The 13,403-nt window shown below is 74.6% G+C and carries 12 protein-coding genes; 9 read left to right on the top strand and 3 right to left on the bottom strand.

Going from position 1 to position 13,403, the window contains the following annotated elements:
• From AB0C46_RS20730 to AB0C46_RS20690, 9 genes are all read left to right on the top strand, one after another.
• Complete coding sequence (locus AB0C46_RS20730; RefSeq protein ID WP_362829379.1) at positions 1 to 726, top strand: class I SAM-dependent methyltransferase; 726 nt, start codon at positions 1 to 3, stop codon at positions 724 to 726.
• A complete protein-coding gene (locus AB0C46_RS20725) occupies positions 723 to 5,399 on the top strand; it encodes an alpha-(1->3)-arabinofuranosyltransferase family protein (RefSeq protein ID WP_362829378.1) in 4,677 nt (1,558 codons plus the stop codon). The genes AB0C46_RS20730 and AB0C46_RS20725 overlap by 4 nt, the downstream gene beginning before the upstream one ends.
• Entirely contained in the window at positions 5,396 to 6,943 is a 1,548-nt protein-coding gene (locus tag AB0C46_RS20720) for a condensation protein (protein WP_362829376.1), read from the top strand. Before AB0C46_RS20725 ends, AB0C46_RS20720 begins: the two co-directional genes overlap by 4 nt.
• On the top strand, positions 6,940 to 7,677 hold the full coding sequence (locus AB0C46_RS20715) for a class I SAM-dependent methyltransferase (protein WP_362829374.1): 738 nt from the start codon (positions 6,940 to 6,942) through the stop codon (positions 7,675 to 7,677). The genes AB0C46_RS20720 and AB0C46_RS20715 overlap by 4 nt, the downstream gene beginning before the upstream one ends.
• Before the next feature lie 4 nt (positions 7,678 to 7,681).
• The gene (locus AB0C46_RS20710) at positions 7,682 to 8,614 is read left to right on the top strand and encodes a DMT family transporter (RefSeq protein ID WP_362829373.1); all 933 of its coding nucleotides are present in this window, start codon (positions 7,682 to 7,684) and stop codon (positions 8,612 to 8,614) included.
• Positions 8,601 to 8,825 carry a Trm112 family protein gene (locus tag AB0C46_RS20705; protein ID WP_362829372.1) on the top strand — a complete coding sequence of 75 codons (225 nt, stop codon included), beginning with the start codon at positions 8,601 to 8,603 and terminating at the stop codon, positions 8,823 to 8,825. The genes AB0C46_RS20710 and AB0C46_RS20705 overlap by 14 nt, the downstream gene beginning before the upstream one ends.
• A complete protein-coding gene (locus AB0C46_RS20700; protein WP_362829371.1) occupies positions 8,822 to 9,637 on the top strand; it encodes an FkbM family methyltransferase in 816 nt (271 codons plus the stop codon). The genes AB0C46_RS20705 and AB0C46_RS20700 overlap by 4 nt, the downstream gene beginning before the upstream one ends.
• Complete coding sequence (locus AB0C46_RS20695; RefSeq protein ID WP_362829369.1) at positions 9,615 to 10,226, top strand: hypothetical protein; 612 nt, start codon at positions 9,615 to 9,617, stop codon at positions 10,224 to 10,226. Before AB0C46_RS20700 ends, AB0C46_RS20695 begins: the two co-directional genes overlap by 23 nt.
• 188 nt (positions 10,227 to 10,414) lie before the next feature.
• A complete protein-coding gene (locus tag AB0C46_RS20690; RefSeq protein ID WP_362829368.1) occupies positions 10,415 to 11,446 on the top strand; it encodes a rod shape-determining protein in 1,032 nt (343 codons plus the stop codon).
• Between the two features lie 222 nt (positions 11,447 to 11,668).
• On the opposite strand, the gene AB0C46_RS20685 is transcribed toward AB0C46_RS20690, so the two are convergent.
• From AB0C46_RS20685 to AB0C46_RS20675, 3 genes are all read right to left on the bottom strand, one after another.
• Complete coding sequence (locus tag AB0C46_RS20685) at positions 11,669 to 12,265, bottom strand: histidine phosphatase family protein (protein WP_362829367.1); 597 nt, start codon at positions 12,263 to 12,265, stop codon at positions 11,669 to 11,671.
• A complete protein-coding gene (gene trxA, locus AB0C46_RS20680; RefSeq protein ID WP_362829365.1) occupies positions 12,262 to 12,672 on the bottom strand; it encodes a thioredoxin in 411 nt (136 codons plus the stop codon). Before trxA ends, AB0C46_RS20685 begins: the two co-directional genes overlap by 4 nt.
• 236 nt (positions 12,673 to 12,908) lie before the next feature.
• Entirely contained in the window at positions 12,909 to 13,271 is a 363-nt protein-coding gene (locus AB0C46_RS20675; RefSeq protein WP_362829364.1) for a cupin domain-containing protein, read from the bottom strand.
• Positions 13,272 to 13,403: the final 132 nt, after the last annotated feature.

Below are 13,403 nucleotides of genomic sequence, written 5' to 3'. Positions count from 1 at the left end.
GTGCGCGACCCCTCGCTGCGCAGGTCCTACACCCTGTTCCGCGCCTTTCTGCGGGAGCGGACCGACCCCGGGCACTGCTACCGGCTGCTCGCCCGGGACGCCGCCGACCAGGTCGAACGGTATGTATCCCTGCGGGGCGCGGTGGTCGCCGATGTCGGCGGCGGCAGCGGCTACTTCACCGCGGAGTTCCGGCGCCGCGGCGCCCTGGGCTGGCTCTTCGAGCCCGATACGGCAGAGCTGACCGCGCACGGCCCGCCCCCCGAGGGCGCGGTGGCCGCCGACGGCTATCTGCTGCCGCTCGCCGACGGCGCCGTCGACATCTGCTTCTCCTCCAACGTCCTGGAGCATGTCGCCGACCCGCAGACCTTCCTGAGCGAGATGATCCGGGTCACCCGCCCCGGCGGGCTGATCTACGTCGCCTTCACCAACTGGTTCTCCCCCTGGGGCGGCCATGAGACCGCGCCCTGGCACTACTTGGGCGCGGAGCGGGCCCGTGCCCGCTACCGGCGGCGCACCGGACACCCGGCCAAACACACCCTGGGCGTCAACCTCTTCGCCGTGCACATCGGCCGCACCCTGCGCCAGGTCCGGGACCGCGACGACATCGCCCTCGTCACCGCCCGCTCCCGCTATGCGCCGTTCCTCGCCGAGGCCATCCCCCGCCTCCCGGGCGTCCGGGAGGTCGCCACCTGGAACCTCCTCCTCATCCTCCGGCGGTTGCCATGACCCAGACCCTGAGGCCGTTCCCGTCCCCCGGATCGCCCGACGCACCGGGACGGCCGACGCCCGCCCCCGCCCCGCCGCCCGGCCACCCCCGGCGCAGACACTGGCTGTTCGCGTTCTGGGCGCTCGCCCTGGCCGGCTTCCTCACGCCCTCGCCGGGGAAGATGACGTTCGAAACGAAGCTGGGCGTGACGACCGACCCATGGAAGTTCCTGGCCGATCTCGGGCAGCTGTGGCACGACCGGGCGGGCTTCGGCGGCATCGCCGACCAGTACATCGGCTATGCCTTTCCCACGCTCCCCTACTACGGCCTGGCCGATCTCGCCCATGTTCCGGTGTGGCTGGCCGAACGGCTGTGGATGTCGCTGATCGTCACGGCCGCGTTCTGGGGTGCGCTGCGACTGGCCGAACGGCTCCGCGTCGGCACCCCGCCGGCCCGGCTCCTGGCCGCCGCCTGTTACGCCCTGTGGCCGACCTTCACCCTCGTCATCGGCTCCACCTCCGCCGCCGCACTGCCCGGCGCACTGCTCCCCTGGGTACTGCTGCCGCTGACCAACACGCAGGCCGGCGCCCGTATCGCGGCCACCCGCTCGGCGCTGCTGATCCCCTTCATGGGCGGGGTCAACGCCGCCTCGACACTGGCTTCGCTGCTGCCCGCCGGCCTGTATCTGCTCTCCCGTACGGGGCCGCGCCGGACGAAGCTGCTCGCCTGGTGGCTGCCCGGCGTCGTGCTGGCCACCGCCTGGTGGGTGGTGCCGCTGCTGCTGCTCGGCCTGCACGGCGAGAACTTCCTGCCGTTCATCGAGCAGGCCGACACCACCACCGGCACCATGTCCGCCACCGAACTGCTGCGCGGCGCCGGCAACTGGGTCGGCTACCTCAACTTCGGCGAACCCTGGCTGCCGGCCGGCTGGACCATGACGGCCCGGCCCTTCGCGGTGCTCGGTTCGGCACTGGCCGCCGGGCTCGGCCTGGCCGGGCTGGCCCGCCGTGATCTGCCCGAGCGCCGCTGGCTGCTGCTGACCGCGCTGGCCGTGGCGCTGATCGCGCTGGCGGGGTACGGCGGCGCGCTGGGCGGGCCGCTGCACGGCCTGTGGCAGGACTGGCTCAACGGCTGGCTGCGCCCGTTCCGCAACATCTACAAATTCACCCCCGGCCTGGCCCTGGCGCTCACCCTGGGCCTGGCGCATCTGCTCGCGGTCGCCACCGAACGCCGCGGCACCCGCCGGCTCCCCGCCCGCCGCCGCCTCCCGCTGGTGACGGCGCTCCTCGTACTGCCCGCCCTCGCCCTGCCCTTCCTCACCGGCACCGTCCTCCAGCCCGGCGCCTTCACCCGGCTGCCCGCCTCCTGGGAACGGGCCGCTGCCTGGCTCCAGCAGCACTCCCCGCACAGCCGCGCGCTGGTCGTCCCCGCGACCGCGCACGGCATCTACACCTGGGGCTCCCCCATCGACGAGCCGCTCGATGTGCTCGCCACCTCCCCCTGGGCGCAGCGCGACTTCGTCCCGTTCGGTACCCCGGGCGCCCGCCGCGCCCTGGACGCCGTCGAACAGGCGCTGCTGACCGGCGCCCAGGTCCCCGGGCTGCGCGACTACTTGGGCCGGGCCGGCCTGCACGACGTGGTCGTCCGCAACGATCTCGACCCGGACCAGATCGGCTACGTCCCGCCGCAGACCGTCAAACGCACCCTGCAGGCGTCCGGCTACCGCAAGGCGGCCGCCTTCGGTCCGCTGACCACCGGGGGCCGGATCCCCGCCGGGGCGCCCCTGCAGGTCCAGGGCCTGTATCCGCGGCAGCGCGCCGTCGAGATCTACCGGCCGGAGGACACCCCCGAGCCCGGCCCGGTCACCACCCGGGCCGTCGCGGACACCGCGCAGCTCAGCGGCGGCCCCGAAGCCCTCCTCCAGCTGTCCGCCGACCCCGCCCTGCGCCACCGCCCCACCGTGCTGACCGGCGACCGCCACCCCGGCCTCGGCACCCCGCCGCTCCAGCTGACCGCCGACGGCCTGCGCCGTGCCGACACCCGCTTCGGCCTGGTCAACAGCAACACCTCGTACACCTACACCGCCGGGGAGCGGAACCACCCCGACAGCGTCCAGGACCCCGGCCGCCCGCCCCGGCAGATCCTGCCGACCACGGGGCCCGGCCATCAGACCACCGCCGTGCTCCGTGGCGCTTCCTCGGTCACCGCCTCCAGCAGCGGCAACTGGCTCTTCCACCTGCCGCAGTACGACCCGGTCAACGCCTTCGACGGCAACCCGGACACCGCCTGGGCGGAAGGCAGCGCCGGGAAGCCGGCCGGCCAGTGGGTCCGGATCGCCTTCACCCGGCCCACCACCCTTCCGTCCTCGCTGTCCCTCACCCCGCTGCCCGGGGACGGGCTGCGTGCCGCCCCGACCTCCGTACGGGTGCAGACCGACCGCGGCAGCACACAGGACACCCTGCGCCCCGACGGAACACCGCAGCGGGTAAAGGCCCCGGCCGGCCGGGCGACCTGGCTGAAGGTGACCATCCTCGGCTCGCAGACCCCACGCGCCGGGCTCTCCGGCGCCGGCTTCCGGGAGATCTCCGTCCCCGGCGTCCAGGTCACCCGGCTGCTGCAACTCCCCACCGACGCCGAGCGTTCCGAGGCGCCCGCCGAGATCCTCTCGCTGCACCGCGGCAGCGACCCGGGCGGCCTCTCCCCGGTCTCCGCGGAGGTCGGGCTGCACCGCCAGTTCCGCACCGGCGCCGCCGCCCCGTACCGGATCTCCGGCAAAGCACTGGCCGTTCCCGGCCCCGAACTCGACCGCCTCCTGGACCGCATCGCACCGGACCAGCGGGACCGGATCACCGCCACCGCCGACTCCACCGGCTTCGGCCTCGGCCGGTCGCTCAGCCCCCGCAACCTCGTCGACGGCGATCTGACCACCGCCTGGATCGCCGGTGACCGGCCGACCGTGCATCTGCGCTGGCCCGGCCGGAAGAAGATCGACCAGATCGTGCTGGCCGCGGCCGGCGGTGTCTCCACCCGGCCGGAGCAGATCCTGGTCAACTCGCCGGACGGGGCGGCCACCGCGGGCGTCGACGAGAACGGGCAGGCCCGCTTCGACCCGATCACCACCGACCGCCTCGACATCACCATCAGCAAGGTCACACCGCTGACCCTCCACAACCCGGTCGCCGGCCAGGCACTCCAACTCCCGGTCGGTCTCAGCGAGATCCACATCCCCGCGCTCGACTCCTACCGCACCCCGCGACCCGCCGCCGGCGCCCGCTTCTCGGTCGGCTGCGGCCAGGGCCCGATGCTCGCCGTCGACGGGGTACTGCACGCCACCGAGGCCGCCGGTTACGTCCGTGACCTCACCGAACGCCGCCCGGTCGAGGTGCGGTTGTGCGCCGGACCGGCCCGTGACGGGCGCCTGGAACTGCCGTCGGGACGCCACCGGGTGGAGGCGGGCGACCAGGGGCCGCTGGCACTGACGGAGGTGACCCTGCGGCGGGGCACCGACGCGCAGACGGGCGCCACGGGTGCCACGGGTGCCACGGACGCCACGGGTGCCACGGACGCCGGACCGGCGCGGGAGTCCGCCGCGCCGGTGCGGAAGGTCACTGCCGAGGACTGGTCGGGGGACCGTCGCAGCGTCGCGGTCGGCGCCGGCCGGGCCGTCTATCTCCAGATGTACGAGAACGCCAACGACGGCTGGCAGGCCACACTCAACGGCCGCCGGCTGACCCCGCTCCGGGTCGACGGCTGGCAGCAGGCCTTCCTCGTCCCGGCCGGGGCCGGCGGGACCGTCGAGCTCTCCTACGCCCCGGCCGTCGCCTACGACCTGGGACTGGCCGGCGGTGCCCTCGGAGTCGCGCTCCTGATCGGCTCCGCCCTCGTCCGCCGCACCCCTCGCACCCCGCCGCCCGAGGCGCTGCCCCCACCCGCCCCCTCCTGGGTCCTGGGCGTCCTGACGCTGACCGCGGTGCTGGCCCTGGCCTCCGGGCCCTATGCCCTGGTCGTGCCGGCCCTGGCGCTGGTGGCGCACTTCCGGCCGTACCTCCTCGTCCCGCTGGCCCTGGTGGCGATGGTGAGTGCCGGAGTCGTCGCGGCCCTCGGGGCGGGCGAGCCGCACGCCGCTGGCGAGGGCGCGTTCAGCGGCACCGCACAGGCCCTGGCGCTGCTGGCGCTTACGGCGGCGGTGGTCACCGTGCCGGGCCGAGCGTCACGGCGGCCGGTCTCCGTGGAGGGGCCGGGGGCGCCGGACGGGCCGGGGACGGATCCGGACGGGCCGGGGGCGGATCCGGACGGGCCGGGGAGGGCTTCGTCCGGGCCGTCCGGGCCGTCCGGCGTGGGCGGACCCTCCGGCCGGGGCGGACCCTCCGGCCGGGTTGATCCGCCCGGCCCCTCCGGCCCATCAGGCCCACCCGCGCCACCGCCGCTTCCGCGCCGGATGCGGGACGGAGACGGAGGTGCGGCCGTTGCCGGGCCTCCGATCGTGGCCCGGGGACGGGCACCGGGCGCAGGACCGAACTGGGCCGAGCGGCGCCGTCCTCGGCCGAGTGGTCCCGTACGGCCGACCAACGGCGGTCCCATACGGCCGACCCACCACGAGCCCACACCACCAACCAACCCCCGCCCCACACAACCGACCCACCACAGGCCCGTACCGCCGACCCACAACAGCGGGGAGGGCACCACCCGATGACCGCACTGCAACCGGCCCGGCACGAACCGCCCGACGGGCGGGGCGAACCGCCCGGCGGCCCGGACGAGCTCTCCCCCGCCCCCTCCCCCTCTCCCCCTTCGGGGGAGGGGGCGGGGGGTGGGTTCGGGGGTGGGGGGGAGCAGACCCGCGGCATCGTCGTCGCCCGCGTCCCCTTCCCCGTGGTGGACGAGATCTCCCGGCACTGTCTGGACGAAGCCGAGCCGGAGACCGTCCACATCGAGGTGCACCTCCCCGGCCGGGTCGATCCGGTGCGGCTGCGCACCGCGTTCCACCGGGCGCTCGCCCGCCATCCGCGCATCCTGATGCGCCAGGCGCCGGTCCGCTGGTGGCACCGCCGCTACACCTGGCAGCTCACCGCCGCCCCGGATGTGGACCCGGTCGACTTCCCGCCGCCCGGCCCCGATGCGCTGGCCCGCGCCCGGCGACGCGCGCTCGACGGCTGCCCGCCGCTGGACGCCTCGCCTCCCGTACGGCTGGAGGTGATCGAGGGGACGGAAGGCGGCACCGTACTGCTCCTCACCCTCCACCACACCGCACTGGACGGGCCGGCGTGTCTGCGGGTGCTGGCCACCGCCGCCGAGCTGTACGGCGGCGCCAGCAACCCCCCTGTCCCGCCGCCCGTACGCGCCGCCGGTCCCGGTACGGAGCGGCCGCAGGCCGACGACCAGCCGGGGGCCGGGCAGCGCTTCTCCCGGCCGGCCCGTGTCGCCGCCGACCCCGGCCGCGCTCCACAAGGCGCCCGGCCCGGCAACGGCATGCTCCTGGCCGAACTGCCGGTCCCGGCCCGCCCGCCGCGCGCCCCCGGCCGGGCGGCGCCGTACACCGTCAATGACCAACTCCTGGTCGCCACCTGGCTGATGGTCGCCCGCTGGAACCGGCTGCACACCCCCGACCGCCCGCCCGGCACGGCCGGCGCCCCGGCCACCGCCCCCGTCGTCGTCACCATGCCCGTCGACGACCGGCCGCGCGGTGTCGAGATGCCCATCGGCAACGGCACCCGGCTGGTGCCGGTCGGCTTCGGCCCCGAGGAGCGCCGGGACGCCGGGCCGCTCACCGCCGATCCGCCCGACCCGGACGCGGTGGCCCGGCTGCTGCGGCGCACCGCCGCCCGCACCCGCGCCCTCAAGGCCGCGCCTCCCGGACGCCAACTCGGGCTCCCGGCAACGGTGCTGACGGCGCCCGTCGTTCCGGTCGGGCTGCGCGGCGCGGTCACCCGCGCGCTGCGTACCGCCGCCGCGCCCTGGACCTCCACCACTCTCCTCTCCAACCTCGGCCGGATCCCCTACCCGCTGGACTTCGGGGACGCCGGCCGTCCGACCGCGGTGTGGTTCTCCGCCCCGGCCCGGATGCCGCGCGGTCTCACCGTCACCACCGTCTCCGTGGCCGGCCGGATCCAGCTGGCGCTGCGCTGGTCCCCGGCCCTCCTGGACGACACGGCCGGCGCGCGGCTCGGCGCCCTGTTCCGCTCCTCCCTGGCCGCCACGGCCTGGACCCCGCCCCCGGCCGGCGGAGCGGCCCGATGACCCGGCCCCCCGCCGCGCTGCGGGACTTCTACGAGAACCCCGCCGTGCCGGTCGCCTCCGGTGCGGCCCGCAGCCGGCGGCAGGCCCGGCTGCTGGCGCGTGCCCTGGGGCCCGTCCGCACGGGGGTGCCGGCCGCCACCATCCTGGACATCGGCTGCGGCGACGGCTCGGCGGCGGCCACCGCGGCGCAGGTGCTCGCCGGTCACCGCCTGGTCGGCGTCGACTGGTCACAGGACGCCCTGCGCCGCGCCCGGACCCGGATCCCCTGGGCGGTACGCGGCGAACTCACCGACGAGGGGCTGCCGTTCGCGGCCGGCTCCGCCGACGCCGTCCTCTTCAGCGAGGTCATCGAGCATCTCGTCGACCCCGACGCCGCCCTGGACGAGCTGCGCCGGGTCCTGCGCCCCGGCGGCCATCTGATGCTGTCCACCCCCAACCTCGCCGCCTGGTACAACCGCGGGCTGCTGCTCGCCGGGGTCCAGCCCGTCTTCTCGGAGGTGAGCATGCGTCGTATTCACGGCCGGCCCGGCACCCAGGTCGTCGGCCATCTGCGGCTCTACACGGCCCGTGCCCTGCGCAGCTTCCTCGCGGCGTCCGGTTTCGAGGTCGTACGGATCGCCGGTGCGCCGTATCACGATGTGCCGCGGCCGCTGCGCCCCTTGGACCGCGCCGCGTGCCATGTCCCGTCGCTGGCCTCGATCCTGCTCGCCCATGCCCGCCGGGGAAGGGAGTAGCGGGATGCCGTGGTGGGGCGTGGCGTCCGCGCTGCTCGCCAACGTCCTGTACAGCACCGGCTTCGTGCTGGAGAAGCGCGCACTGGCCGGGCTGCCCGCGCTGAGCACCCGGCAGCCCGGGCGGGTCGTCGGCCATCTGCTGTCCAGTCCGCTGTGGCTGGCCGGGTCGCTCGCCCTGGCCGCCGGTTTCGCCGCCCAGCTCGCCGTCTACCGCACCCTGCCCCTCGCCGCCGCCCAGGGCCTCTTCGTCTCGGGCCTGGTCCTCTTGCTGCTGCTGTCCTCGGTGGTGCTGGGCGAGCGGACCAGCGGCCGGGAGCGGCAGTCCATCGTGGCGGTCCTGGTCGCGCTGGCGCTGGTCATCGCCTCGCTCCAGGGCGAGGACGCACGGGCCGTCGCCCGCACCGCGCCACCCGGCACGCTGCTGATGATCGCGGTGCCGTCGCTGGCCGCCGGGCTGCTGCTGTACGGCTCGGCGGAACGGCGCGCCCGGCGCCGCCACCGGCTGCCGACGGCGGGTGTCCCCTACGGCGTGGCCGTCGGTCTGCTCTACGGCGTCAGCTCACTGGCCATCAAGGGCGTCTCCGGCCTGCTGACCGGCCACGACATCCCGGCCGCCGCCGGCCGGCTGCTCCGCTCGCCCTACCCGTACCTCCTGCTGGTCACCGGAGCCACCGGCCTGGTGCTGTCGCAGACCGCGCTGCAGCGCTGCCGGGCCTCCGTGATCGTCCCCGTCTGCACCACCGTCTCCTGTGTGTTCACCGTCGTCTGCGGCACCGTGGCGTTCGGTGAGCCGCTGCCCGCCGATCCGCTGCGCCGCGCACTGCGGCTGGGCGGCACCGCCGTCGCCGTGGCGGTCCTGCTCGCGCTGCCCCGCCATGACCCGCCCGCCCCCGCGTCCCCCGCCGAAGCCCCGGAGCCGATCCATGGAACCCGATGACCCGCTGCTGAAGATCCTCGTCTGTCCCCTCGACAAGGGCCCGCTGTCGCTGCTCGTCCCCGGTGACGCCCTCTACAACCCCCGGCTGCGCCGCCGCTATCCGGTCCTCGACGGCATCCCCCAGCTCCTGCCCACCTCCGGCGAACAGCTCACCGACGCCGAGCACCATCGCGCGCTGCGCCGGCTCGCGGACCGGGACCCGGGGTCGTGACACTCGCCGCGCGGCTGGGGCCGCGGCTGCCGGCCCGGCTGGTGTCGGCGCTGGCGGCCGGGCTCTATCCACGGTTCGAACCGGAGCTGCGGCGGCTCGCCGACTTCTGCCCGCCCGGCGGCACGGCCGTCGACGTCGGCGGGTGGTACGGCCCGTGGACCCGGCGGCTGGCCCGGCGGGCCGACCGGGTCATCACCCTCGAACCGGTCCCCCACCTGGCCCGTCTGCTCACCTCGGTCACTCCCCCGCATGTCGAGGTGGTGTCCGCCGCGGCCGCCGACCACACGGGCTGCGCCACCCTCTGGCTGCCCCCGGGCGGCCGCGGCGACCGCGGGGTGTCCTCGCTCGTACGCCGTGAGCTGCACACCGCCGCCCTTGAGGTGCCCTGCCTCCCGCTGGACGCCCTGGGGCTGGCGTCCGTCACCCTCATCAAGATCGACGCGGAGGGTGCGGAGCTGGCGGTGCTGCGCGGCGCCGCACACACCGTCGAACATCAACTCCCGGCGCTTTTCGTCGAGTTGGAGACGCGCATCCAGCCCCTGGCCCCCGTCCTGGACTGGACGGCCGGGTACGGCTACTGCGGCTGGGTGCTGCCGGACGACCGCTGGCTGCCGCTGGCCGATTTCGATCTGCCCACCCATCAGTCCCGCACCTGCCATGTCGCCGAGCACGGGCTGCTGCGCCGCTCCCTCGCCCCGCACCGCCGCTACGTCAACTCCGTGCTCTTCCTGCCCGACGGTGAGCGTCCCGGACGCCCCGCGGACCGCACCGTCCACCACCATGTCCCTCATGGACCACACCACCGACAATGACCCGCGCGGCGGCTCCGGCGCCCCCTCCGGCCCGCCCGGCCCGGTCGCCTTCCAGCTCGTCCTGCTCCGCCGGATGGCCGACCACCACCCCGGTCTGGTCGAGGACGCGCTGCGCACCCTGGGGGTCTCCCGCGCCGAGATGCGCGAGGCCAACCGCCGCTGGCAGGCACGGATGCACGCCCCGCGAGCGCCCGGCGGTGTCCAGCCGTATCGTGCGCTGCTCGGCACCCCCGAGACCGTCACCGCCCGCCGCCTCGGCGATCTGAACTGCGAGGCCCTGACCTGGCCCGTTCCGCTCTGGCCCGCGCTGCGGTTCGAGGTCCTCACCGGCACCCGGGGCGCCGTCTGGAATGCCTGGCTCGTCCGGGCACCCGGCGCCACCGCCCCTGACCTGCACACCACCGCGGATCTGACGCCCTGGTCCTGCACCGTCGACGAGGTCGCCCGCGCCTTCGCCCCGGCCCGCCCCATGGAGGGCAGCGCCCCCACCCGCTGGCGGCTGGCCTGCACCGCGCCCGGCCCCGACGGCACCCCGCAGAACATCGTCCCCGAATTCACCTGGGGGCTGTACCAGCGGCTGGCCGGCTGAGGGCCCGCCGCACCGGCCTCTCCCCACCGCGTCACCCCTTCGCCGCAACCGCCCCGCCCCCGTCCCCCGAGCGGACCTTTCCAGCAGGCGGCGGCCCCCACGCGACCGGAGGATGGCGCACGAGCGGTCCCTGCGAACCGGCCGCACGAGCGCTTCGTCCATACCGGCCCATCGGGGAGGAATCACCCATGACCATCAGCCTCGCCCAATTGCGGCGCTGTTCGGCCGCCATCGACATCGGCGCGGCCCGGACCAGGGTGTATGTCAAGAACCAGGGGCTGGTCGTCGACGAACCGACCGTCGCCGCCATCAACACCCGCAGCGGGGCGCTGCTGGCCGTCGGCGCCCAGGCCGAGGTGATGGACGGCCGCACCCCCGACTACATCCGTGTGGTGCGCCCGGTCTCCAACGGCACCATCGTCGACATCGACATGGCCCAGCGGCTGCTGCGGACCCTGGTCGGCGACAAGCTGCGCAGGACCTGGCGGCGCCGGCCCTCGATGCGGGCCGCGGTCTGCCTTCCGTACGGCAGTGAGCCGCTGGCCCAGCGGGCGGCGGTGGAGACGCTCACCGGGCTGGGGGCGCGGCGGGTGGAGCTGGTCGACACCCTGGTCGCCGCGGCGGTGGGTTCCGGTCTCCCGGTGGAGCAGCCCGAGGCCACCATGATCGTGGTGTGCGGCGCCGGAACCACCCAGGTCGCGGTGCTCTCCCTCGGTTCGATCGTGTCCGCGGAGACCGTGCCGGTGGGCGGCAACGCCATCGACCACGCGGTCATCCAGCATCTGCGGCTGCACCATGAGCTGATGCTGGCGGGGCAGGCGGTACGCCCGCTGCAGATGATTCTCTCCGGCGGCGACGGGGTCACCCCCGGCTCCACCGAGGTGCACGGCCGGGATGTGGTCAGCGGGATGGCGCGCTCCGTGCATGTCGACACCGAGCGGGTACGGGACGCCATCACCACCCCGCTGACCTCGATCCTCGACGGCATCGGGACCGTCCTGCGCCGCTGCCCGCCGGATCTGGTGGCCGACCTCGGGGAGCGCGGCATCGTGCTCGCGGGCGGCAGCGCACTGATTCCCGGCCTGGAGCCGATGATCCATCAGGCCACGAACATGCCGGTGCACACCGCGGACCGCCCCGACACCTGTGCCGTGATGGGGCTCGGCGCCATGATCGAGGGCAAGGTGCAGCCCCTGCACCTCGATCCGATGGACCCGTAGCGCCCCGGCGGACGCGCCTGCGGGACTCCGCGCTCACCGGCTTGGGTTCGCAGGCTCCGGGCTCACCGGTTCGGCTTCGCGGGCGCCGGGTTCACCGGCTCCGGGCCCACCAGCTCGGTTTCGCAGGCGCCAGCTTCACGGGCTGGGCTCCAGCTTCGCAGTCTCCAGATGCACAGTCTCCGGATCCACAGGCTCCAGCTTCACCATCTCCGGATTCAGGATTCACAGGCTCCGGGCGTTCCAGGCGATCACCGCGGGCCGGTCGTGTTCGGTCCCCAGGACGCCGACCGCCCCGGTCTCGAAGGTGAAGAGCCCCCCGGCGGCGGGCGGCAGCCCGAGCCTGCGGGCGGCCAGCACCCGCAGGAAGTGCGCATGCGCCACCAGCGCCACATCGCCCTCGCCGTCGGCGAGCTGCGGCGCGAGCCGCGCCAGCACCCGGTCGGCGCGCGCCCCGACCTGCTCGGGCGACTCGCCCGGATGCTCCTCCGGCCCCGCGGCAACACCGTCGGAGAACAGATACCAGCCGGGCCGGCTGCGGTGGATCTCGGCGGTGGCGATGCCCTCATAGCCGCCGTAGTCCCATTCCCGCAGGTCGGCGTCGATCTGCGGGCGGGCGAGGCCCGCCAGCTCGGCGGTGCGCAGCGCCCGCTCCATCGGGCTGGTGTAGACCTGCCCGATCTTCCGGTCCGACAGCAGCGGCCGCAGTGCGCGGGCCTGCTCCTCACCGGTGGCGGTCAGCGGCAGATCGGTCCAGCTGGTGTGCCGGCCGTCCCTGCTCCACTCGGTCTCGCCGTGCCGGACCAGAAGGAGGTCGCTCACGAGCCCTGCGCCTGCTGTCCCTGCTCGGCGGCCTGGGCCTGCTCACCCTGCTGGGCGTCGGCGACCGACGCACGGACCTCGTCCATGTCCAGCGCACGGGCCTGGCCGATGACGTCCTCCAGGGCCTCCGCGGGCAGCGCGCCCGGCTGGGCGAAGACCGCGATGTTCTCGCGGACGATCATCACGGTCGGGATGGACTGGATCTGGAGGGCCTGCGCCAGCTCGGGCTGCGCCTCCGTGTCGACCTTGGCGAAGACCAGGTCGTCGTGCGTCTCGGAAGACTTCTCGAAGACGGGACCGAACTGCTTGCACGGCCCGCACCACTCGGCCCAGAAGTCGATCAGGACGAAGTCGTTGCCGGAGACGATTTCGTCGAAGTTTTCCTTGGTGAGCTCAATGGTGCTCATGCGTGTTTCCCTGCTTCCGGTCTGTCGGCGATTGTCAGTCGGTCTCCGGCTGCGGTAACGGGATCAACCCGTGACGTATTCCGCACGCCGGACCGTCCCGCACCCCTGCCCACCGATCGCGTTCCTAGACATCCGGATTCACGTGGCAAACCACACGCCACCCGGCCGGCCGACGCGGCAACCGCCGGCCGCGCCCCGGCCACGCTCTGAGCGGTCATTCCCCCAGGGGTGTCTCCCTAGCTCTTCGCCTTCCCATACTCCTTCGCCATACCGCCCGCGAAGTCGTACACGATGCACTGCTCGTCCCCGACGACCCAGGCGTCGTGACCAGGCGGGCAGACGAAGACATCGCCGGGTCCCACTTCGGACTCCGCGCCGTCGTTCATCCTGATGCGCATCCGGCCCTGGACCACGAAGCAGTTGTGGTGGACCTCGCAGCTGTCGGTCATGGCTATCGGGCGCACCGACTCCGACCAGCGCCAGCCGGGCTCGAAGGTGGCCACGGCAAAGTCCAGTCCGGTGAGGTGCAGGGCTTCGAGGTGACCCCGGGGAAAGTCGCGCCGCTCATCCGGCTTGTCGACCGTCTTGACTTCCATCATGAGGGTTTCCTCCATCCACCCCCCTGGTCATCCGTGCAGACCCCCCGGTCCTTCCATGGTGCGCCGCGACCGGGCACCCGGCCACCGCGTCCCGGCGGGCCGGCCCGCCGGGACGTCCCGCCCACCGGTTCC

Origin of the sequence: Streptomyces sp. NPDC048637, from assembly GCF_040650675.1 — a bacterium.
GTDB lineage: Bacteria > Actinomycetota > Actinomycetes > Streptomycetales > Streptomycetaceae > Streptomyces.
Note: the sequence above shows the minus strand (reverse complement) of the source record. Positions and strands in the feature narration are given on the sequence as shown.

Excerpts from the sequence above, each read along its gene's own strand:
- AB0C46_RS20725 (WP_362829378.1), top strand. The coding sequence starts at position 723 with ATGACCCAGACCCTGAGGCCGTTCCCGTCCCCCGGATCGCCCGACGCA.
- AB0C46_RS20720 (WP_362829376.1), top strand. The coding sequence starts at position 5,396 with ATGACCGCACTGCAACCGGCCCGGCACGAACCGCCCGACGGGCGGGGC.
- AB0C46_RS20715 (WP_362829374.1), top strand. The coding sequence starts at position 6,940 with ATGACCCGGCCCCCCGCCGCGCTGCGGGACTTCTACGAGAACCCCGCC.
- AB0C46_RS20710 (WP_362829373.1), top strand. The coding sequence starts at position 7,682 with ATGCCGTGGTGGGGCGTGGCGTCCGCGCTGCTCGCCAACGTCCTGTAC.
- AB0C46_RS20705 (WP_362829372.1), top strand. The coding sequence starts at position 8,601 with ATGGAACCCGATGACCCGCTGCTGAAGATCCTCGTCTGTCCCCTCGAC.
- AB0C46_RS20695 (WP_362829369.1), top strand. The coding sequence starts at position 9,615 with ATGGACCACACCACCGACAATGACCCGCGCGGCGGCTCCGGCGCCCCC.
- AB0C46_RS20690 (WP_362829368.1), top strand. The coding sequence starts at position 10,415 with ATGACCATCAGCCTCGCCCAATTGCGGCGCTGTTCGGCCGCCATCGAC.
- trxA (WP_362829365.1), bottom strand. The coding sequence starts at position 12,672 with ATGAGCACCATTGAGCTCACCAAGGAAAACTTCGACGAAATCGTCTCC.
- AB0C46_RS20675 (WP_362829364.1), bottom strand. The coding sequence starts at position 13,271 with ATGATGGAAGTCAAGACGGTCGACAAGCCGGATGAGCGGCGCGACTTT.